Below are 20,452 nucleotides of genomic sequence, written 5' to 3'. Positions count from 1 at the left end.
ATGAAAACAATTAATATTTTATTCATAATTATTACTATTTTGATTTTGCCTCAAAACACTTTATTCGGTAATTCAATATCAAATAGCTATTCAGTTCTTAAGTCATATCAAATTCTTTCAGGAGAAGTAGAGGTAACAGCTGATCTTATTAAATATGATGGCATGGATATATCCGATGTAGACAACGAATTGTATATTTATGTTACCCATGATAAAACTAAATACGAACTCTCTACGTGTATTTTTGACAGAGATATTGATTCAGCAACAGCTGAATTAAAAAAGACAGTGGGCTGGAAAGATAACTTTTTATTTGTACGTTCAGATTCGTGTGGGGGGAATGCATGGTGTAACAATATTGATCATGTTTTTACCTTGAGAGAAAATCAGTTAGTCCATATCGGAGAAGTTTGTAGTGGCGAGGAGAGAAAAGAGCCTGGAGCATTTTATAACGACGGCTATTTTAAAGATTTTTATGACAAGTTTGAAGGCACAAGCTTAACTTCGCATGCTAACTCGCCATTCATACTACTTATTTTAAAAGAAGAGAACAATAAATTGGTAGTAAGTCTTGAGCAAACATGGAATAATAACCAAGAGCAATTCAAACGTAATAAATCTGACATAGAAAAGATTAAAGAAATGCGATTTGAAGAACCAATCTTTAAAGATCGTAAAGTAAGTGGGCCACTACTTTTTAATGCCATTCTTTCTAAATATTGCAATCATGAAACAGAACTGAGAGATATTAGTCAGGAAGCTAATATAATGCTTTCAGAAGAAAGTTTTAATAAATTTAATAATATTCTTTCTTCTGTAGTTGCTGGCGAATTATCGAAGAAAAGAAGAATTGCAAGAAAAATAACTGCCTCATTTTAACCCCCTACATCTCACCCATTAAGTATCCCCATAATCCTGTCATAGTCAGCCTTAATATCTATCTCCTCAGCATCCATCTCTTCACCCTCACCTTCAATCCCGATATGCTCGATAATCTTATCAGGCATCTCCGCGATGAACTGGGACGGCATGCTCAGGGTCTTTGTGCCGTATTTTATTCTGTATGCCGTGTAGGTGAGAAAGAGCTCCTTCATCGCCCTTGTGATGCCGACATACATCAGCCTCCGCTCCTCCTCAAGCCCGCCCGGTTCATCAATCGATTTGCTGTGCGGCAGCATATCCTGCTCAACCCCGACTATGAAGACGACAGGAAATTCGAGCCCTTTTGAAGAGTGGAGCGATACGAGGGTGACGCCGCTGTTCTCTTTCTCTTTTTCAGGCTTGTCATCCAGCGCGAGCGTCTCTATGAATCCCTGAAGTGACGGCGACTTTTCATTCTCTTCATAATACTTGAGCGATTCAATGAATGCGGTCACATTATCTATGCGCTTCTCCACCACATCATCGGTCTTGTAGAAGCCTCTTATATGATCGTGAAGCCCTATCTCATCTATAAAACTGGCAAGCAGTTTTGCCATATCCTTTCCTTTTGAAAAGTCTGTCCTGTAGCGCTTGAGCATATCTGCCAGGGCAGCCGCATTGGCAGCGGTCTTTGCATTGACCTCTTCCACACCGTTTGCGTTGATGAAGGCATCCATGAGAGATATCTTCTGCGCTCCGGCATGGTCGTGCATCTTTCCTATAGATGTAATGCCTATGCCCCTTCTCGGAACATTGGCTATCCTCAGAAGGCTCACATCGTCATATTTGTTAAGGATGATCTTCATGTAGGACGCGAGATCCTTCACCTCCTTCCGGTCAAAGTAGCTCGTTCCGCCTACCACAGTGTACGGCATCTTCTTTCTGCGCAGCTCCTCTTCAAAGAGCCTTGAAAAGACGTTCGCCCTGTATATGACCGCAAAGTCTTTGTGATCAAGCTTTCTGGTCTCCATGAGCTCCTGTATCTTCCCCACAACGATCCGCGCCTCCCCTTCACCGTCAGGCGCCTTTATTATCTTTATCACAGGGCCTGTGCCCTCAGATGTCCAGAGGGATTTCTCCATCCTCCGGCTGTTGTTAGTGATGACGCTGTTTGCAACTGTCAGTATATTCCCCATAGAGCGGTAGTTCTGCTCAAGCCGGATCACCTTTGTACCTTTGAAGTCACCTTCGAAATCAAGGATATTGCCGAGGCTCGCGCCCCTCCATGAATATACCGACTGGTCGTCATCACCCACCACGCAGAGGTTCTTTCTCTTGCCTGCAAGTTGCTTAAGCAGAGTGTACTGCACCCTGTTCGTATCCTGATACTCATCAACCATGATATACCTGAACTTCTCCCTGTACTCCTCAAGCACTGCGGGAACTTCTCTGAAGAGCTTTATCACAAGAAGGAGCAGGTCATCAAAGTCAACCGCATTCATCGCCCTTAGAGTTTTCTGATATTCAGGATATACCCTTGCCATTATGATCGAGAGCGGATCGTGCCCCGAACTGTCCATATCCTCGGGAGCTGTGAATGAGTTCTTCAGCTTCCCTATCCTGTCAAGTATCACCTCAGGCTTGAACTGCTTGTCATACAAGCTGATATCTATGAGAAGGTTCTTTAATAAACTCGCCTGCTCTGAAGTGTCATAGATGGTGAAGTTCTTCCTCAGGCCGACATGCTTCATCTCTTTTCTGAGGATCTGCAGGCAGAAGGAATGAAATGTTGAAACTATCGGCGCCTTCTTCTTACTCTTCTTTAAGATAGAGGTTATCCTCCCGCGCATCTCCCGCGCCGCCCTGTTTGTAAATGTCACAGCTATGAGAGAATCAGAAGGAACACCTTTATGAATAAGATACGCCGCCCTGACGGTTATAACCCTTGTCTTTCCTGAACCCGCGCCTGCGAGCACAAGAAGCGGGCCTTCCGTAGTTGTGACCGCCTCATGCTGCGCGGGATTGAGAGAGCGTATGTATTTATCCATTGTTTAATTGTGTCCTATTGTGATTGAAAGGCGTGATAAGTGCGGTTCCGGATTTGCAACTAATTACCAGTAGAAAACCAAAGCCGGGATATATTATGCCACACGGTGCAGAAAAATGATTTTACGTTCCCTAACTGCTAAAATATCCGAATGTCAGTGGATAAATTGATAATCAAAGGGACGAGGCAGAACAACCTGAAGAATATCAGCCTCACCCTGCCCCACAACAAGCTGATCACGTTCACAGGCATATCAGGCTCGGGAAAATCATCCCTTGCGTTCGATACGATATTCGCAGAAGGCCAGTGGCGTTTTATCGAGTCGCTGTCCACCTATGCAAGGCTCTTTCTTGAAAAGTTAGACAGGCCTGATGTCGACAGCATTCAGAACATAAGGCCTGCGATCGCACTTGAACAGAGAAACACGGTAAAGACCTCCCGCTCCACCGTAGGAACCATGACAGAGATCTCCGACTACCTGCGGCTGCTCTTCTCAAAGATCGCGCAGCCTCACTGCCCTGTGTGCGGGGATGGGCTTAAGTCATGGTCGCCCTCTTCAGTTGTGCAGGAGCTGCTTGAGAAATATAATGGAGAAAAGGCGTTAATAATCTTCAGTACTAAGCGTCCGGTACAGGAACTTCAGAAAGAGGGATTTCATCGTGTATTGATAGACGGTGAAATATCAGAGCTCGCTTCAATTAATACCAAACACTCTGCACTCGACATCGTGCTTGACCGGCTGATTATAAAACCTGAGCCGCGGCTCTCTGATTCTATCGAGACCGCATGGCAGCACGGCAGCAGTAATGTAAAGATAGTGATCGTGAAGAGCGAGGAAGAGAACATAACCCTGCTCTATTCATCAGCTCTTAAATGCCATAAATGCGATATCGAAGTGGCACGGCCGCAGCCTCTGCTATTCTCATTCAACCATCCGTTAGGCGCATGTCCCAAATGTAAAGGCTTCGGCAACACGCTTGAGTATTCCGAAGACTCTATCATCCCTGACAAAGACCTATCACTTGAAGAAGGCGCGATAGACCCATGGAACAAGCCGTCTTACATATGGTGGTATGAGCAGTTTGCCAAGAAAGCGAAGAAAGCAGGCATCAGGCTTGATATACCTTATAAAGATCTGCCGCAGGAATCAAAAGCCCTGATCTTTGAAGGCAGTAAAGACTTCTACGGTATCAATGATTTCTTCAACGAGCTTGAGAATAAAAGATACAAGCTCCATGTAAGGGTCTTTCTGACAAGATACCGTGAGGCTGTTCAATGCGCAAACTGCGGCGGAAGCAAGCTGAGCCGTGAGGCGCTTGCCTTTACTATCGGCGGGCTCAATATCGCGCAGATATCTGATATGCCGATCCTGAACCTGAGGGAATTTATCTCAGGCCTCACTTTCTCAAAATATGAAGAAGAGGTCACAGGTGAGATATTAAGGCAGATCAGGCAGAAGCTCGACTTTCTTATACGGGTTGGCGTGGAGTATCTTACCATCAACCGGCTCACCAAGACGCTCTCAGGCGGAGAGTCGCAGAGGATCAACCTCGCAAACCAGCTCGCATCAAAACTCACAGGCACGCTCTATGTGCTTGATGAACCAACAGTCGGGCTTCACGCACGGGATGTAAAGAAGATAGCCGACATATTGAGAGAGCTTGCTGAAATAGGAAATACCGTCATCACTGTTGAGCATGACCAGTCGATCATAGAATCCTCTGACTGGGTAGTTGAACTTGGGCCCGGCGGTGGTGAGAAAGGCGGCAGGCTGATGTTTTCAGGCACAGTGGAAGACTTTATGAAGAGCGGCACATTGACCGCAACGCATATCAAAGAGACAGGCATCATACCTGCGCCCAAGAGCAGGAGGATGAGCAGCGGCAATTTCCTTACGATAAAGAATGCGTCAGGCAACAACCTCAAGAATGTCGATATCAGCATACCGCTTCAGAGGTTCACCTGCGTAACAGGCGTATCCGGTTCAGGCAAGAGCACTCTCATTGACAGGACATTATATAGAGCGCTTGCAAATGCATTTAAAGAGAGCTTTGAATCACCTGAGCCTTTTGAGTCCATCAAAGGCATCGAGCATCTGAAGGGTGTAAGGATAATAGACCAGCAGCCCATAGGCAAGAGCCCGCGTTCAAATCCGGTCACATATATAAAGGGGTTCGATCACATAAGAAAGATATTTGCCGATGAGCAGGCTGCGAAGAATCTCGGCTTCGGGCCGGGGCACTTCTCGTTCAATGCAGAGGAAGGGCGGTGCGATGCGTGTATGGGCGTGGGATACCAGAAACTTGAGATGTACTTTTTTGAGGACCTCTATATAACCTGCGAAGAGTGCAAGGGCAAAAGGTTCCGTCCTGAGATATTGAACATAACCTATAACGGTAAAAACATACATGAGGCGCTGAACCTCACGGTTGATGAGGCTGTCAGGTTCTTCAATCGTGTGCCGTCGCTTCTGAAGAAACTGGAGCTCATGTCTTCGGTCGGGCTCGGCTATCTGCGGCTTGGCCAGCCTGTCACAACGCTCTCAGGAGGCGAATCACAGCGACTCAAGATATGCGCCGAGCTCGGGGCGGGAAGCATGACAGACCACTTGTATATACTTGATGAGCCCACTGTAGGCCTTCATCCCGAGGACATCACAAAACTCCTTAAAGTTATCGACCACCTCCTCAGCGCAGGCAATACCGTGGTCATAGTCGAGCATAATCTTGATATAATTAAATGCGCTGACTGGATAATCGACCTTGGGCCTGAGGGCGGGGAGAAAGGCGGTTATATAGTTGCTGAAGGAAGGCCGGAGGATATTGCAAAAGAGAAAAAATCATATACCGGCAGATACCTGAAAGAACATCTAAAGAGGACAAACCACAAATGATTATAATCCTTGAGGTTTATTACCCCACTTTGGCAAAGGGGGGCGAGGGGGGATTATTAAAATTCATTCTATAAAATCTCCCCTAACCCCTCTTTTTCAAAGAGGGGAATTATTCAATACACCTTAACTGAAAGATTATATATAATCTCATATTGATTAGTTTTGTCAGCCGGATACTGTTATAATCATTAGTAACATGAGTACTAAAAATACAAAAGACAGCGAATCGATCCTCAACTACCTCAGCAAGAAGACCTCCAAACCCCTTAAGCTCAAAGAACTGGCAAAGCAGTTAGGGACTCATAAATCAGGCGTACGCAAGCTCGGCCAGACGCTTGAATCCCTTGTTCAGTCAGGCAAGGTATTCAGGACGCGCACAGGATGCTACGGCATAGCCGAACAGATGAACATGCTTACAGGTATCTTTGAGGCTCACAGGAACGGGTTCGGATTTATGATTCCTGAGAAGTCAGGTGAAAAGGATATATTCATACCGCCCAGAAAGACGCTCGGCGCCATGTCAGGCGACAGTGTCGTAGTAAGGGTAGAAAGCTCCATAAGAAGAGAAGGCTCGGTATTAAAGATCCTTGCAAGAGGTCAGAAGAATATCATAGGCAGGCTCTATCTCGAAAAGACCACCTTCTATGTAAAGCCCAAAGGCAGAAGGCTGCCGCTTGATGTATTCATTGCGCCGAAGGACAGGGGCAAGGCTAAAGACGGAGACCTCGTGCTTGTGGAGCTGACCTCATACCCGACAGCCACAAGGCCGCCTGAAGGAAAGGTGCTGAAGGTGCTGCCTGAGGTGGATGAGCCGCGCCGCGAGATAGATATGATAATTGAGGAGCGTTCACTGCCGCTCGCATTTCCTGATAATGTGCTAAGAGAGGCAAAGGGCTTCAGCGAGATATTAAGCCCTGACAACAGGGTAGACTGCAGAGGCCTTCTTACCGTAACGATAGACGGGGAGGACGCAAAGGACTTTGATGACGCGATATCGATAAAGAAGATCCCTGAAGGCCATAAGCTCTATGTGCATATCGCTGACGTCAGCCACTATGTGCCGTGGGATACGGATATCGACCTTGAGGCAAGGGAGAGAGGCACGAGCATCTACTTCCCCGGGAACGTCATACCCATGCTTCCTGAAAGGCTGTCAAATAACCTGTGCAGCCTTATGCCGAAGGTAGACCGTTTCGCTTTCACAGCTGAGATGGATATTGACAGAAACGGCAGGCTGATAAAGAGGAAATTCTATCCAAGCATCATAAACAGCAATGAGAGGATGACCTATAACTCTGTAAAGAAGATCCTTGTGGATAATGACCCGGATGAGAGGAAAAAATACGGTTATCTGCTTGAGGACTTTGAGATAATGAAGGAGCTTTACCTGATACTGAAAGAGATGAGGATACAGCGCGGCAGCCTTGACTTTGACCTGCCTGAGCCGTACATCCTGCTTGATATACAGGGAACGCCTGAGGACATCATCAGGGCGGAACGCAACATGAGCCATATGTTGATAGAAGAGTTTATGATAGCTGCGAACGAGGCTGTGGCATCATATCTTGAGGGGATGGGAGTGCCGTCGCTTTACAGGATACATGAAGAGCCTGACACAGATAAACTCGATGAGCTGATGCCGATACTCAGGGCGTTCGGCCTGAAGATAAAGACAAAAGGGGTCAAGGCATTCCGCGCCATACTTGAAGCGTCAAAAGGGCTGCCCGAGGAGACGCTCCTCAATACGCTCCTGCTCCGCTCTCTGAAACAGGCAAAGTATTCCAAAGATAACGTCGGGCATTTCGGCCTTGCTTCAAATAGCTACACTCACTTCACCTCACCAATAAGGCGCTATCCTGACCTTGTTGTGCACAGGGTACTCAGGGAGATCGTCAACAAGAAGAAGCTCTCAGACAAGAGCAGGGAGTTCCTTGAAAAAAATCTCGCAGAGATCGCGCTCCAATCCTCAAAGACCGAGCGCGCCTCAATGGAAGCGGAGAGGGAGATCGTCAGCGCCATGAAGGCATGGTTCATGAAGGACAAGGTCGGGAACGAGTACGAGGGAATGGTGAGCAATATAAATCCAAAGGGAATGGCAGTCCAGCTTCAGGATTACTTTGTAACCGGTTTCATACATGTCTCGGACATGGGTGATGATTACTACATCTTTGATGAGGCTAAATACAGGCTTAAAGGCAGACGCTCAAAACGAACCTTCACCCTTGGTGACAAGGTCATGGTAAGAGTGGAGAAGGTCGATATCGAAGAGAGAGATATCACATTGGGGCTGGTTCAGAAGACGCCGATTAGGAAAATTGGATAAAAAGACTACCTCTTATTTTATATCGAGTATAGAGATGCCTCGTATGATCTTGCCTGCTCCTCTGATAATTCACCTGAAAGAATTACAAGCACATTGTCTTTACTGAAAGACCATGTGTGAAACTCGCCTTTTTCATTAAGCGCAAGATAATGCTCTTTCAGCTTATTTAAGTCTTCAACAGAATCAAAAGTTATAACGCATCCGCCGAGTAATCTATCCATTGTTGCCATCTGGAACTTCAGGCATTCTTTGAACTTTAGTGTATCAGGTATATAATCCGCTTCCTTTACCTTCGCAACTCTATTGAACTGAAGGCCTGACTTTATGAATCTCTCAGCCAATTGATTCGCAAGCCACTGCTTTGAGACCACCATTATTGTTGGCGTCATATGACTTGTGGTGGGGGTAAATCTACTAGAAGTTACATAAGGTGTCGGCGTGGTGTGGGATATCATGTCACCCCTAGAAAAAGCAGGATCATATGCAATGGCAATGGAGTGATATATTGACATTATAATAATGGCAGGCAACGCAACGATTAATGCAGCCGTCAGGTTTAAAAGTTTTTTTCTCTTCATTTTCTCTCTCCTTTCAGATGTTAGATATTTTAGTTAACAGATTTTATAAGTTATCTTAATTCGATTATAGCCATCCAATATCAAATTGTCCAGTTAAAAATTCTAATGGTATACATAATTTTTTCTAATTATCCCAGGATTGTTATATGTTACGCTCTATTCCACCTCTAAAGTCTCTACAAAATGACATCAATCCCCTAAAATGCTAAAATAGTCTGCCTTAAATCCATTGTATTGCGAGACCCTATTGAGCTTGATACACCTTTATAGAACCCCTGCCTTTTCCGAGGCCAAGAAAAATGACCTTTTGTCTGTTGTAAAGAAGAGGATATCTTCAGATATCGCGGATATAAGGACAGAGTTCTGCTTCAACATAGACGCATCCGAACCACTCTCTGCTGAAGAGATGAAGCTGCTGACATGGCTGCTTTCTGAGACCTTTGAACCTGAGAATTTCTCAAATGAGAGTTTTCTAACCTTAAATTCCCACCTTACCAAGGGGGGACACAGGGGGGTTATCCTGGAGGTCGGCCCGCGTATGAACTTCGCAACCGCATGGTCGTCAAACGCGGTATCTGTCTGCCACGCGTGCGGGCTGAAGAAGATAAAACGAATTGAACGCTCAAGGAGATTTGAATTTATTTTAGGGGAGGGAACCCCACCTTGCTCCTCCCCTTGCCAAGGGGAGGATGGGAGGGGTTTACTCTCTTCACTCACAACCCTCCACTCTTCATTATTCTACGACAGAATGACCGAGTGCCCTTATCCCGAACAGCTCAAGACATTTGAGACAGGGATCAAACCTGAACCGGTATTTGAGATACCATTCATTGAAGAGGGCAAATCAGCGCTTGAGAAGATCAACCGAAAGATGGGGCTCGGGCTGGATGACTGGGACATTGATTATTATTACAACCTCTTTGTGAATGATATAGGAAGAAACCCGACCAATGTCGAGTGCTTTGACCTGAGCCAGTCCAACAGCGAGCATTCAAGGCACTGGTTCTTTAAAGGGCTGCTGAAGATCGACGGGGAAGAGATACCTCACACGCTCATCGAACTGGTGATGAGGCCGCTGAAGTGGAAACCCGGAAACAGCGTTATCGCATTCAATGACAACTCAAGCTCTATCAAAGGCTATGAGATCACGACGATAACCCCTGAAAAACCGGGGAGTCCCTCACGCTTCAGAAAAGAGAGTCTCAATTACGACATTATCTTTACGGCTGAGACGCATAACTTCCCAAGCGGCATCGCTCCTTTTCCCGGCGCTGAGACAGGCACGGGCGGAAGGCTCAGGGACATACAGGGAACAGGCAGGGGCGGCCTTGTCGGCGCAGGCACAGCGGCGTATTGTGTAGGAAACCTGCATATTCCGGGCTATGAACTGCCTTGGGAAGATAAAGGCTTCACATATCCGAAGAACCTTGCGTCGCCCCTTGATATAGAGATACAGGCGAGCAACGGGGCATCTGATTACGGCAATAAATTCGGCGAGCCTCTTATTCAGGGCTTTACCCGTTCATTCGGCATGAGGCTGCCAAACGGTGAACGTTCAGAGTGGCTGAAGCCGATAATGTTCACAGCAGGCATTGGCCAGATGAGCTCAAGCCATGTTAAAAAGGGCGAGCCTGAAAAGAGCATGTGCGTGGTAAAGATCGGCGGCCCTGCTTATCGCATCGGCATCGGCGGCGGAGCTGCGTCAAGCATGATACAGGGTGAAAACGCTGAAGAGCTTGATTTTAACGCAGTTCAGCGCGGCGATGCAGAGATGGAGCAGAAGATGAACCGTGTCCTGCGCGCATGCGTGGAGATGGGCGACCGAAACCCGATAGTCAGCATTCACGACCAGGGCGCAGGCGGAAACTGCAATGTCGTGAAAGAGATAATCTACCCGGCAGGCGCAAAGATAGATGTGAGAAAGATACAGGTCGGTGACGAGACGCTCTCTGTGCTTGAGATATGGGGCGCGGAGTATCAGGAACAGAACGCCCTGCTTCTGAGGTCTTCGGATGCGGGCCTTTTTGACGATCTCTGCGCACGTGAGAAGGTGCCTTACGCTTTCATCGGCAGGATAACAGGCGACGGTAAGATAGTACTTTATGATGACAATGACAATAGCACCCCTGTAAACCTTGACCTTGAAAAAGTTCTCGGCCATATGCCGCAGAAGACATTTGAGATGAAGCGCATTCTCTCAAAACCACAACCGCTGAAACTTCCTGAAGATATTACAGTCAAAGATGCGCTGGATAGGGTGCTAAGGCTCGTCTCGGTGGGATCAAAAAGATTTCTTACGAGTAAAGTGGACAGGAGCGTTACAGGGCTCATCGCGCGCCAGCAGTGCGCAGGGCCGCTGCAGCTTACAGTATCGGATGTTGCTGTTATCAGCCAGAGCCATAGCGGAATAACAGGCGCTGCTTTATCAATAGGAGAACAGCCAATCAAAGGCCTTCTGAACCCGGCTGCGATGGCGAGGATGTGTTTGGGCGAGGCGCTGACCAATATGGCCTGGGCAAAGATATCATCCATAGAGGATATAAAGTGTTCGGGCAACTGGATGTGGGCGGCAAAGCTTCCCGGTGAAGGCGCAAAACTGCATGATGCAGCAGTTGCGATGAGCGACTTCATGATAAAGCTCGGCATAGCTGTTGACGGCGGCAAAGACAGCCTCTCAATGGCAACTATGGTCACTGATACAGCAGGCGATACAGAGACGGTCAAGTCGCCCGGAACGCTTGTCATCTCAGCATACGCTACTATGCCTGATATAACCAAGGTCATAACACCTGACATCAAGAGGCCCGGTGAAAGCAGGCTGCTCCTCATTGATATGGGATACGGGGACAACAGGCTTGGCGGCAGCTCATTGGCGCATGTCTATGGACAACTTGGCAGCGATGCTCCTGACGTGAATCCTGTTTTGCTGAGAAAGGCATTTAACGCTGTTCAGGATTTCATATCAAGAGGTTTAATCCTTTCCGGCCATGACAGAAGCGACGGCGGCTTGATAACAACACTTCTTGAGATGGCATTCTCCGGCAACTGCGGGATCGAGATAGAGTTAGGAGTTAATGAGAATAATGCGTTGAAGGCCCTCTTCTCAGAAGAACTTGGATTAGTATTTGAGTATCTGCCGAACGATGAGAAAATGATAATATCCCTGCTTGATAATGAAGAGATACCTTTCTCCATTATCGGCAAGACAACTAAAGATAAAAATATTTCCATTAAATCAGCAGGTGGATATGTCCTTAATGAAGACATGAGAAAGTTAAGGGCGATATGGGAAGAGACAAGTTATCAGCTTGACCGTATACAGACAAATCCTCTCTGTGTTGATGAAGAGAAGAGGATAAATTTTGACAGGAGCGGGCCGGATTATAAGCTTTCATTCACACCTGAAGAGACGCCTTCCAGGATTCTGGAGAGTGAGAAGAAATACAAGGTCGCCATCATTCGCGAAGAAGGAAGCAACAGCGACAGGGAGATGACGTCAGCCTTTTATCAGGCTGGTTTTGAACCGTGGGATATTTCAATGACCGACCTTCTGAATGAAAAGGTGAAGCTCTCAGACTTTCGCGGCATCGCATTTGTCGGCGGCTTCAGCTACGCGGATGTGCTTGACTCGGCAAAGGGATGGGCAGGCGTTATCAGGTTCAATGAGCGTGTATGGAAGGAGTTTCAGGATTTTTACAACAGAAAAGATACATTCAGCCTCGGCATATGCAACGGCTGCCAGCTCATGGCGCTTTTAGGCTGGGTGCCCTGGCAGGGGATTGAGAACAATATTCAGCCCAGGTTCATACACAACACTTCAGGCCGTTTTGAGTCGCGCTTCTCTACGGTAAAGATAATTCCCGGCAACTCTATTATGCTTAAGGGAATGGAAGGCTCTGTCCTCGGCGTCTGGGTCGCGCATGGCGAAGGAAAGGCATACTTCCCTGATGAGAAGATGCTTAAAAAGGTCGAAGATGAGAGCCTTGCGCCGGTGCGCTATGTTGATGACTCAAATGAGATAACAGCAGCCTACCCGTTCAACCCGAACGGTTCAACTAACGGCATAGCAGGCCTCTGCTCTCCTGACGGCAGGCACCTCGCAATGATGCCGCACCCTGAAAGGGGATTTCTTAAATGGCAATGGCCGTGGATGCCGGAGGAGTGGAAGCAGAAGCTTCAGGCGTCTCCGTGGCTCAGGATATTCCAGAATGCAAGAGAGTGGTGCGAAAGGAACAGTTAACAGGGCTTAGGGAATAGGTTCAAGGAAATGTTATACTAACTTTTCAAAACCAACTCGTTTCTGCAGGAATAAATTGGATCACAAAATTAAGAAAATTAAGTGTACGTCACAGTTTGAGGATAGCACTTCTCTGCCTTTGGACAAGTTTCATGACGAATGCGGGGTCGTGGGCATCTATAATCATACCGACGCAGCGAATCTCACCTATCTCGGACTCCACGCGCTCCAGCACAGGGGACAGGAGGGCGCGGGTATCTGCTCTTCAGATTCCAGGCAGCTCTACATTGAAAAATCCATGGGCCTTGTTGCTGATATATTCTCAGAGAAGCGGCTGACGCGGCTGCCCGGAAATATGGCTATAGGCCACAACCGATATTCAACCGCCGGTTCAAGTGTGCTGAAGAACGTCCAGCCGATAATGGTGAACTTCTACCTCGGCCCTCTTGCCATAGCGCATAACGGAAATCTTGTGAACGCCAATGAACTCAAAGATGAGCTTGAGGCGAACGGAGCGATATTCCAGTCAAACTCAGACAGCGAGGTCATACTGCACCTTATCGCAAACTCCAAAGCAGGCTCATACTATGAGCGTGTAGTTGACGCTCTCAGCAAATTGCGCGGAGCATACAGCATCCTGATAATGTCAGCAAAAGAGCTTATCGCTGTAAGAGACCCTCACGGCTTCAGGCCGCTGAGCATCGGCAAATTTGACGGCGCCCATGTCATTGCGTCAGAGACATGCGCCTTTAACCTCATAGATGCTGAGTACGTGCGCGATGTAGAGCCCGGAGAAATGATAGTTATAAATGACAAGGGCATGCAGTCTTTCAAGCCGCTTCACTGCCCCAAGAAATCATTCTGCATCTTTGAATTTGTATATTTCTCAAGGCCTGACAGCTACATCTTCGGAAACCAGAACGTCAACAGGATAAGAAAGGAGTTCGGCCGCCAGCTTGCAAGAGAGCATCCGATTGACGCAGACCTCGTCATACCTGTGCCTGATTCAGGAGTGCCTGCCGCCCTCGGCTATTCGGAAGAGAGCGGCATACCGTTTGACTTCGGACTGGTAAGGAATCATTACGTGGGAAGGACATTCATCGAGCCGAAAGGCGCCATAAGGCATTTCGGGGTGAAGCTGAAGCTGAACCCTGTGAGGGATCTGCTTGAAGGCAAAAAGATAGTGGTGGTTGATGATTCCATAGTCAGGGGAACGACAAGCAAGAAGATCGTCAAGATGCTCAGGGAACGCGGCGGCGCAAAAGAGGTCCATATGAGGATAAGCTCCCCGCCTACGATAGGCCCGTGCTTCTACGGCATTGACACCCCGAACCGGAGCGAGCTTATCGCGGCGACCCACACCCTCAAAGAGATTGAAAAGTATATTACATCGAACAGCCTTAAATATCTGAGCATTGAAGGATTGTTAAAAGTTGTTCCTATGCCTGAAAATTACTGCACCGCATGTTTTGACAATAACTATCCTGTCATGACATCCGAGGAGAAGGCCGAGCAGATGGCGCTCTTCAAGGGCTTTTAATTGAACCGGCGTTTAACTCCATGAGTGATTGCATTCTCAGGAAAAAGTTTTCTCTATCCATCTTCTGTCTTGTCTTATCGTTGATCATCCTCTCAGGCTGCAAAAACAAAACTACTGAAACAGAGAGCCGCTCGCCTGCTGTGAGCGAAAACGAGACATACGAACCGGCTTACGGTGATACCTTCGTCGAAGGTTCTATAGGCGAACCGAGCATCCTGATACCGATGTTAGCAGGAGACAGTGCCTCGCACAGCGTCGCAGGCATGATCTTTAACGGGCTTGTCAAATACGACACGGACCTGAGCGTCATAGGCGACCTTGCAGAGTCATGGGAGATATCTCCTGACGGGCTGGTCATAACATTCCATCTCAGAAAAAATGTCAGATGGACAGACGGCGTTGAGTTCACGGCAGATGATGTGATGTTCGGGTACAAGACGATCATAGATGAAAAGACACCGACACCTTACAAAGAGGATTTTCTCCAGGTCAAAAAGGCCGAGGTGCTGGATAAATATATCTTCAGGGCCACATATGAAAAGCCGTTTGCTCCGGCACTCACATCATGGGGAAACCTGATCGTCCTGCCCAAGCACCTTCTTGAGGGCAAGGATATAACAAAGGTTGATTTTGCAAGAAATCCGATAGGCATGGGGCAGTATAAGTTCAGCAGATGGACAACCGGCCAGGATGTGAGGCTGACATCCAACGAGGATTATTTCGAGGGAAGGCCCTATATTAACCAATACATTTACAAGATAATCCCTGACCCGGCCACAATGTTCCTTGAGCTTCAGTCACAGGGCGTGGACATGATGGGGCTCACGCCGATACAGTACACAAAACAGACAGAGACCGCCCTCTTCAAAAAGAACTTTCAGAAGTTCCGCTATCCCGTCTTTTCCTACACCTACATGGGCTTCAATCTGAAGTTCCCCTTGTTCAGCGACGTGCGCGTAAGAAAGGCGATAGCATATGCGGTAGATAAAAAAGAGCTTGTTGATGTGGTGCTGCTCGGACTTGGAAAGCCTGCCACAGGGCCTTATGTGCCTGAGACATGGCCGTACAATCCTGATGCGGTGAAGTATGAATACAATAAAGATAAAGCGTTAAGCCTGTTGAAAGAGGCAGGATGGAGCGATTCCAACAGCGACGGAATACTGGATAAAGACGGGAAGCCTTTTGAATTTACGATACTGAGCAACATGGGCAACCAGCAGAGGATGAATGCCGCTACCATCATTCAGCAGAAGCTCAAAAAGATCGGTATAAAGGTAGAGATAAGGGCTGTTGAGTGGAGCACATTCATTAATGAGTTCATTGACAAGAGGCGCTTTCAGGCGGTCATACTCGGATGGAGCATAGGCATCGACCCTGACCAGTACGACATCTGGCACTCAAGCAAGACAGGCGAGAAAGAGTTTAATTTCGTCTCATACAGCAACCCTGAAGTTGACGCGCTTCTTGAGAAGGGAAGAAGGACATTTGATATAGAGGAGAGGAAGAAATCGTACTTCAGGATACAGGATATACTCGCAGATGAAGTGCCTTATCTGTTTTTGTATGTGCCTGAGGCAACGCCTATCGTGCATTCAAGGTTCAAGGGCATTAAACCTACACCCATCGGCATAAGCTATAACTTCAATAAATGGTTCGTCCCGCAGAAACTCCAGAGGCACAGCAGTATTCAGCCTTGAATTATGATCTCATGTGAATTCACACTCTGCTCAATTGAAATACCATATTCCTTTGTGATACCCTTTAAATAAGTTAAGCATCAACATGCAGGGGAGGATAAATAATGACAAAACTTACCATTGAAACCGATAGCAACTGGACACGGAATAAAATAACAAGTGCAATACATACCGAGGCTGACATTCTTCGGAAAACAGCACATAATATTGAGCAAAAATTAAATAGCTTCGAGGAGAAATACGGGAAACTGGACAGGGAGTCCCTCTACGGCAAAATAGATGATATGGAACTCATAGAATGGGAAGGTGAAATTGAAACCCTTGAAAGATTAAGGGAGAGACTAACATCTCTTGAGGAGATAATTTTTGAGTATAAATGACTATATCCGCAACATTGAATCCATCATCAACTCCTTTGTTATAGTATCTTCATTCAACCTGAACATCGACATCAAAACAACTGACATAGCATTTATTTCCTGCAAAATAGAGTTCAGAAACGGTTCCATTCTTGATTTTAAAGAGTTCATAGAAAATACTGGGACAGGAATCGAAAAATATAAATATGCATACAACTATCGTTCAAGTTCAGAGTTCTTCTTCAGGTATGACAATGCTCCAGACCCATCTGCAAAAGGTGTCTCAACTTTCCCTTATCATAAGCACATTCAGGGCGGTAAAATCATTGATGCCCGACAAATAGATTTATCTGATGTCCTTGCTGAAATTGAAAAGATTTACATAAGTGAAATCGGGAACTAACCGTAATATTTTTAATATCCAGCCACTGCCTTCCACACCCATACCTCAGTGCAAAACGCTACGCATGCTCTTTATGCTCATCAACATTCGAGGCTATTAAGTCCCTGACCTTTGCAGCAATTTCTTCAGGCGCGATGTCTGCGAAATCATCATAAGCTATCTCATCAAGCACCCTGACCGTTATCTTATGCCTGCCGTGAAAGTTCAGGCTTCCCTTTGGCAATGCCCTGCCGGTTCCATTTATCGCTATCGGAAGGATCGGCAGCTTCATCTTCTTTGCCAGAACGAACGCGCCGGACTTGAAAGTCCCGACGATGCCGGTTTCCGAACGCGTGCCCTCGGGAAAGAGGAAGACAGAGCTTCCGTTTGAAAGCGTCCTCTCAGCGTCCCTGAACATCCTGAGCATACCCTTTCTGTTATAGCGCACCAACTTGATATACCGGTTCAGCGACATTGCCCATCCTATGAAAGGTATCCGAAAGACCTCTGCCTTTGAGACCCATTTAAAGTGGATGAAGAGCCCGAATGCCGCCATTATATCAAGCTGCGACTGATGGTTGGATACGATAATATATGTCGCGCCCTTTCTCGCCTTCTCCCTGCCATCTATCGAGAGAGAAAAGCCGGGTATCGCCCAGATATAAAATACCCCCCAGAAGGACATGAATTGATGCAGGGTGGCAAGGCGCTTGTCAAATATTACTGTAAGAAGCCAGCCCGCAAGGGCTATAAAGAAAAATACAACTGAAGTCGCGAAGAAGAATATTATAAATATTATAGAGAGTATCCTGTTCATATAGGTTCAAAAGCAAACTATGGAAGTCCGACTTCCTTAGTTGATAATTGTATGTCGTTAATTTAAGCTAATCACTGTAAAATATCAATCATATTCTCCGGAACAACTATGTTTATTTATATCATTAAAAGGCTCTTTGAGATGATACCCACCCTCTTCGGGATAACGATCCTCTCGTTCCTCATCATCCACCTTGCACCGGGCAAGCCTACTGATATGCTCACTGATATGAACCCGAAGATAACGCCTGAGGCAAGGGTGAAGCTTGAAAAATATTACGGACTCGACAAGCCGATAACTGTCCAGTACGGGATGTGGCTCAAGAGGATCGTGAAGCTTGATTTCGGCGAATCCTTCTCAACTGACAGAAGGCCTGTGATGGATAAGATATGGGATACGAAACAGCCGCTTATAGAACGGCGGCTCTTTATCACATTCATGATAAATGTGATCTCAATGTTCATCATCTTCCTCTTTGCGATACCCATAGGCGTATCTTCGGCAACGCATCAATACTCGCTCTACGACAAGTTCACGACCACATTTGTCTTTTTAGGTTTTGCCATTCCTTCATTCTGGCTCGCGCTTCTGATGATGATGCTATTCGGCATACAGTTGGACTGGCTTCCGATATCAGGTGTGAAGTCAATGGATTACGATTCTCTTACGCTGCCTGGCAAGATATGGGACAGGGCGCAACATCTCATACTGCCGCTATTTGTCTCTTCGTTCGGCGGACTTGCTGGGCTGTCAAGGTATATGAGAAGCAACATGCTTGAGGTCATTAGGCAGGACTACATCACAACGGCAAGGGCAAAGGGCCTGCCTGAGAGCAAGGTCATATACAAACACGCGATGAAGAACGCAGTGCTTCCGATAATCACACTTCTCGGCCTTTCAGTGCCGGGGCTCATCGGCGGAAGCGTTATCTTTGAGAATATCTTCGGCATCCCGGGGATGGGGCAGATGTTCTTTATGGGTGTAATGACAAGGGATTATCCGCTCATCATGGGCATCCTTACGATAGGCGCGTTCCTGACATTGATAGGAAATCTTCTGGCTGATCTCGGCTATATGTTTGCAGACCCGAGGATAAGGACGAGATAGGAAGTATGAGAATAATGAATTCATTAACTTCATTCTGGCGCGTCTTCAGCAGGCATAAGCTTGCCGTATTCGGGCTGGCACTTGTTGCGATATTCTTTATCATCGCCATATTCGCGCCGGTGATAGCGCCTTATGACCCGAATGACATTGACAGCAGGCATATTCTCGAAGCACCCGGCAGAGAGCATCTCCTCGGAACTGATGACCTGGGAAGAGATGTCTTCTCAAGGATGGTCTACGGAAGCAGGATATCTCTTGAGGTAGGCTTTGTCGCTGTCGGCATATCCACTTTGATAGGAATAATTTTCGGCGCGCTCGCAGGCTACTACGGCAAGTGGGCAGACATGCTGATCATGCGGTTCGTTGATATCATGCTCTCCATACCAACATTCTTTCTGATACTCGCTGTCATCGCATTTATCGAACCGGGCATATGGAACATAATGATCGTGATAGGGCTCACATCATGGATGGGCGTGGCAAGGCTTGTGCGCGCAGAATTTTTGTCCCTGAAAGAGAGGGAGTTCGTGCTTGCTGCAAGGGCTATCGGCGCAGGCGACATGCGCATCATCTTCAGCCATATCATGCCGAACAGCCTCTCTCCGGTCTTTGTATCCGCGGTTCTCGGAGTTGCAGCAGCGATACTTGTAGAGTCCTCACTCAGCTTTCTCGGCATAGGAGTTCAGCCGCCCACGCCAAGCTGGGGCAACATTCTTACATTGGGAAAAGATAATATCGAGATAGCATGGTGGCTGTCAGTATTCCCCGGTATCGCGATACTGCTGACCGTCCTGAGCTATAACCTTGTCGGAGAAGGCCTGAGAGACGCGCTTGACCCGAGGCTCAGGCAGGGAAGAAAGTAGATTCCATAACTAATCCCACTTTAGCAAAGGCCAACAGTAGGTGCCTTAAGCAGGGACATAGGGGGATTTTACAATTATTAGAAAATCTCCCCTCACCCCTCTTTGTCAACCAAAAGTAGGTGCTTTATGCAAGAGGGGAATATCTGTCTTTCTTGAACGCCTCAAATATATCTTCTTTTGTCAGTAAAGCCTTGCACGGAATGCCTAATTTTTTTATCGCCTCTTTTCCGCCTTCCTGCCTGTCTATCAGTGAAAGCACGCCGACGACTTTTAGCCCGCACATTTGAGCCCTCTCGACCGCCTTTATCGAAGAGCCGCCTGTGGTGATTACATCCTCAACGATCAAGACCTTGTCGCCTTCTTTTACCTGCCCCTCTACCCACTGCATCGTGCCGTGCTTCTTCGGCTCCTTTCTGACAACAAACGCTTCAAGCGGCTCGCCCTTTAAATATGAAGTGTAGGCGATGGCGTTTGCAACAGGGTCTGCGCCGAGAGTGAGCCCCCCTACTCCTTTGACCTTCCACTTTTTATCCTTCATGATGATCTCATAGAGAAGGTTGCCTATCAGATACATACCCTCTGCGTTCAGCGTGGTGGGTTTGCAGTTGAAGTAAAAATTGCTCATCCCTCCTGCGGCGAGTTTGAAGGTCGGCTCGTCGGTATATTTGAATGTCCTTGAAATGATAAGTTCTATGAGCCTTTTTTTCATTGCACCTGTTGACCTGTATCTGCGCATCTTATCCTCCCT

The 20,452-nt window shown here is 47.0% G+C and carries 14 protein-coding genes; 10 read left to right on the top strand and 4 right to left on the bottom strand.

Translation table 11 applies throughout. The features are described from left to right. Complete coding sequence (locus HY807_10235; protein ID MBI4826778.1) at positions 1-879, top strand: hypothetical protein; 879 nt, start codon at positions 1-3, stop codon at positions 877-879. An 11-nt stretch (positions 880-890) separates the two neighbouring features. Here HY807_10235 and HY807_10230 read toward each other — a convergent pair whose 3' ends face one another. Then, a complete protein-coding gene (locus HY807_10230) occupies positions 891-2,909 on the bottom strand; it encodes a UvrD-helicase domain-containing protein (GenBank protein MBI4826777.1) in 2,019 nt (672 codons plus the stop codon). 150 nt (positions 2,910-3,059) lie between these two features. Between HY807_10230 and uvrA the strand changes: the two genes are divergently transcribed. Then, positions 3,060-5,801 (top strand): excinuclease ABC subunit UvrA, encoded by a 2,742-nt coding sequence (gene uvrA / locus HY807_10225; GenBank protein MBI4826776.1) that lies wholly within the window; start codon positions 3,060-3,062, stop codon positions 5,799-5,801. A 196-nt stretch (positions 5,802-5,997) separates the two neighbouring features. Then, positions 5,998-8,124, top strand: a complete 2,127-nt coding sequence (rnr, locus tag HY807_10220) for a ribonuclease R (GenBank protein ID MBI4826775.1) — start codon at positions 5,998-6,000, stop codon at positions 8,122-8,124. 17 nt (positions 8,125-8,141) lie between these two features. On the opposite strand, the gene HY807_10215 is transcribed toward rnr, so the two are convergent. Then, positions 8,142-8,702, bottom strand: a complete 561-nt coding sequence (locus tag HY807_10215; GenBank protein MBI4826774.1) for a hypothetical protein — start codon at positions 8,700-8,702, stop codon at positions 8,142-8,144. A gap of 253 nt (positions 8,703-8,955) precedes the next feature. On the opposite strand from HY807_10215, the gene purL reads away from it, so the two are divergent. The 5 genes from purL to HY807_10190 all read left to right on the top strand — a co-directional run bounded on the left by purL (position 8,956) and on the right by HY807_10190 (position 16,938). Continuing rightward, positions 8,956-12,942 (top strand): phosphoribosylformylglycinamidine synthase, encoded by a 3,987-nt coding sequence (gene purL / locus HY807_10210; protein ID MBI4826773.1) that lies wholly within the window; start codon positions 8,956-8,958, stop codon positions 12,940-12,942. A 130-nt stretch (positions 12,943-13,072) separates the two neighbouring features. Then, positions 13,073-14,479, top strand: coding sequence for an amidophosphoribosyltransferase (locus tag HY807_10205; protein MBI4826772.1), 1,407 nt, complete (start codon positions 13,073-13,075; stop codon positions 14,477-14,479). Between the two features lie 20 nt (positions 14,480-14,499). Beyond that, positions 14,500-16,176, top strand: a complete 1,677-nt coding sequence (locus HY807_10200) for a peptide-binding protein (GenBank protein MBI4826771.1) — start codon at positions 14,500-14,502, stop codon at positions 16,174-16,176. A gap of 104 nt (positions 16,177-16,280) precedes the next feature. Continuing rightward, complete coding sequence (locus tag HY807_10195; GenBank protein MBI4826770.1) at positions 16,281-16,556, top strand: hypothetical protein; 276 nt, start codon at positions 16,281-16,283, stop codon at positions 16,554-16,556. After that, the gene (locus tag HY807_10190) at positions 16,543-16,938 is read left to right on the top strand and encodes a hypothetical protein (GenBank protein ID MBI4826769.1); all 396 of its coding nucleotides are present in this window, start codon (positions 16,543-16,545) and stop codon (positions 16,936-16,938) included. The genes HY807_10195 and HY807_10190 overlap by 14 nt, the downstream gene beginning before the upstream one ends. 58 nt (positions 16,939-16,996) lie before the next feature. Here the strand turns inward: HY807_10190 and HY807_10185 are convergent, their stop codons facing one another. Further along, complete coding sequence (locus tag HY807_10185; protein ID MBI4826768.1) at positions 16,997-17,734, bottom strand: 1-acyl-sn-glycerol-3-phosphate acyltransferase; 738 nt, start codon at positions 17,732-17,734, stop codon at positions 16,997-16,999. A 108-nt stretch (positions 17,735-17,842) separates the two neighbouring features. Here HY807_10185 and HY807_10180 point away from each other — a divergent pair, with 108 nt between their 5' ends. Together HY807_10180 and HY807_10175 are read left to right on the top strand one after the other, a co-directional pair. Beyond that, positions 17,843-18,841: an ABC transporter permease gene (locus HY807_10180; protein ID MBI4826767.1), complete on the top strand. Its 999-nt coding sequence runs from the start codon at positions 17,843-17,845 to the stop codon at positions 18,839-18,841. A gap of 14 nt (positions 18,842-18,855) precedes the next feature. Further along, the gene (locus tag HY807_10175; GenBank protein ID MBI4826766.1) at positions 18,856-19,704 is read left to right on the top strand and encodes an ABC transporter permease; all 849 of its coding nucleotides are present in this window, start codon (positions 18,856-18,858) and stop codon (positions 19,702-19,704) included. A gap of 124 nt (positions 19,705-19,828) precedes the next feature. Here the strand turns inward: HY807_10175 and pyrE are convergent, their stop codons facing one another. Further along, on the bottom strand, positions 19,829-20,413 hold the full coding sequence (gene pyrE / locus HY807_10170; GenBank protein ID MBI4826765.1) for an orotate phosphoribosyltransferase: 585 nt from the start codon (positions 20,411-20,413) through the stop codon (positions 19,829-19,831). Between the last annotated feature and the right edge of the window lie 39 nt (positions 20,414-20,452).

The sequence above is a fragment of the Nitrospirota bacterium genome (assembly GCA_016207885.1).
Classification (GTDB): domain Bacteria; phylum Nitrospirota; class Thermodesulfovibrionia; order UBA6902; family UBA6902; genus JACQZG01.
This window is presented reverse-complemented; position numbering and strand designations above follow the sequence as displayed.

Coding starts and splice junctions, on each gene's coding strand:
- pyrE (MBI4826765.1), bottom strand. CDS start 20,413: ATGAAAAAAAGGCTCATAGAACTTATCATTTCAAGGACATTCAAATAT.
- HY807_10230 (MBI4826777.1), bottom strand. CDS start 2,909: ATGGATAAATACATACGCTCTCTCAATCCCGCGCAGCATGAGGCGGTC.
- HY807_10215 (MBI4826774.1), bottom strand. CDS start 8,702: ATGAAGAGAAAAAAACTTTTAAACCTGACGGCTGCATTAATCGTTGCG.
- rnr (MBI4826775.1), top strand. CDS start 5,998: ATGAGTACTAAAAATACAAAAGACAGCGAATCGATCCTCAACTACCTC.
- HY807_10175 (MBI4826766.1), top strand. CDS start 18,856: ATGAATTCATTAACTTCATTCTGGCGCGTCTTCAGCAGGCATAAGCTT.
- uvrA (MBI4826776.1), top strand. CDS start 3,060: ATGTCAGTGGATAAATTGATAATCAAAGGGACGAGGCAGAACAACCTG.
- HY807_10185 (MBI4826768.1), bottom strand. CDS start 17,734: ATGAACAGGATACTCTCTATAATATTTATAATATTCTTCTTCGCGACT.
- HY807_10195 (MBI4826770.1), top strand. CDS start 16,281: ATGACAAAACTTACCATTGAAACCGATAGCAACTGGACACGGAATAAA.
- HY807_10180 (MBI4826767.1), top strand. CDS start 17,843: ATGTTTATTTATATCATTAAAAGGCTCTTTGAGATGATACCCACCCTC.
- HY807_10200 (MBI4826771.1), top strand. CDS start 14,500: ATGAGTGATTGCATTCTCAGGAAAAAGTTTTCTCTATCCATCTTCTGT.
- HY807_10235 (MBI4826778.1), top strand. CDS start 1: ATGAAAACAATTAATATTTTATTCATAATTATTACTATTTTGATTTTG.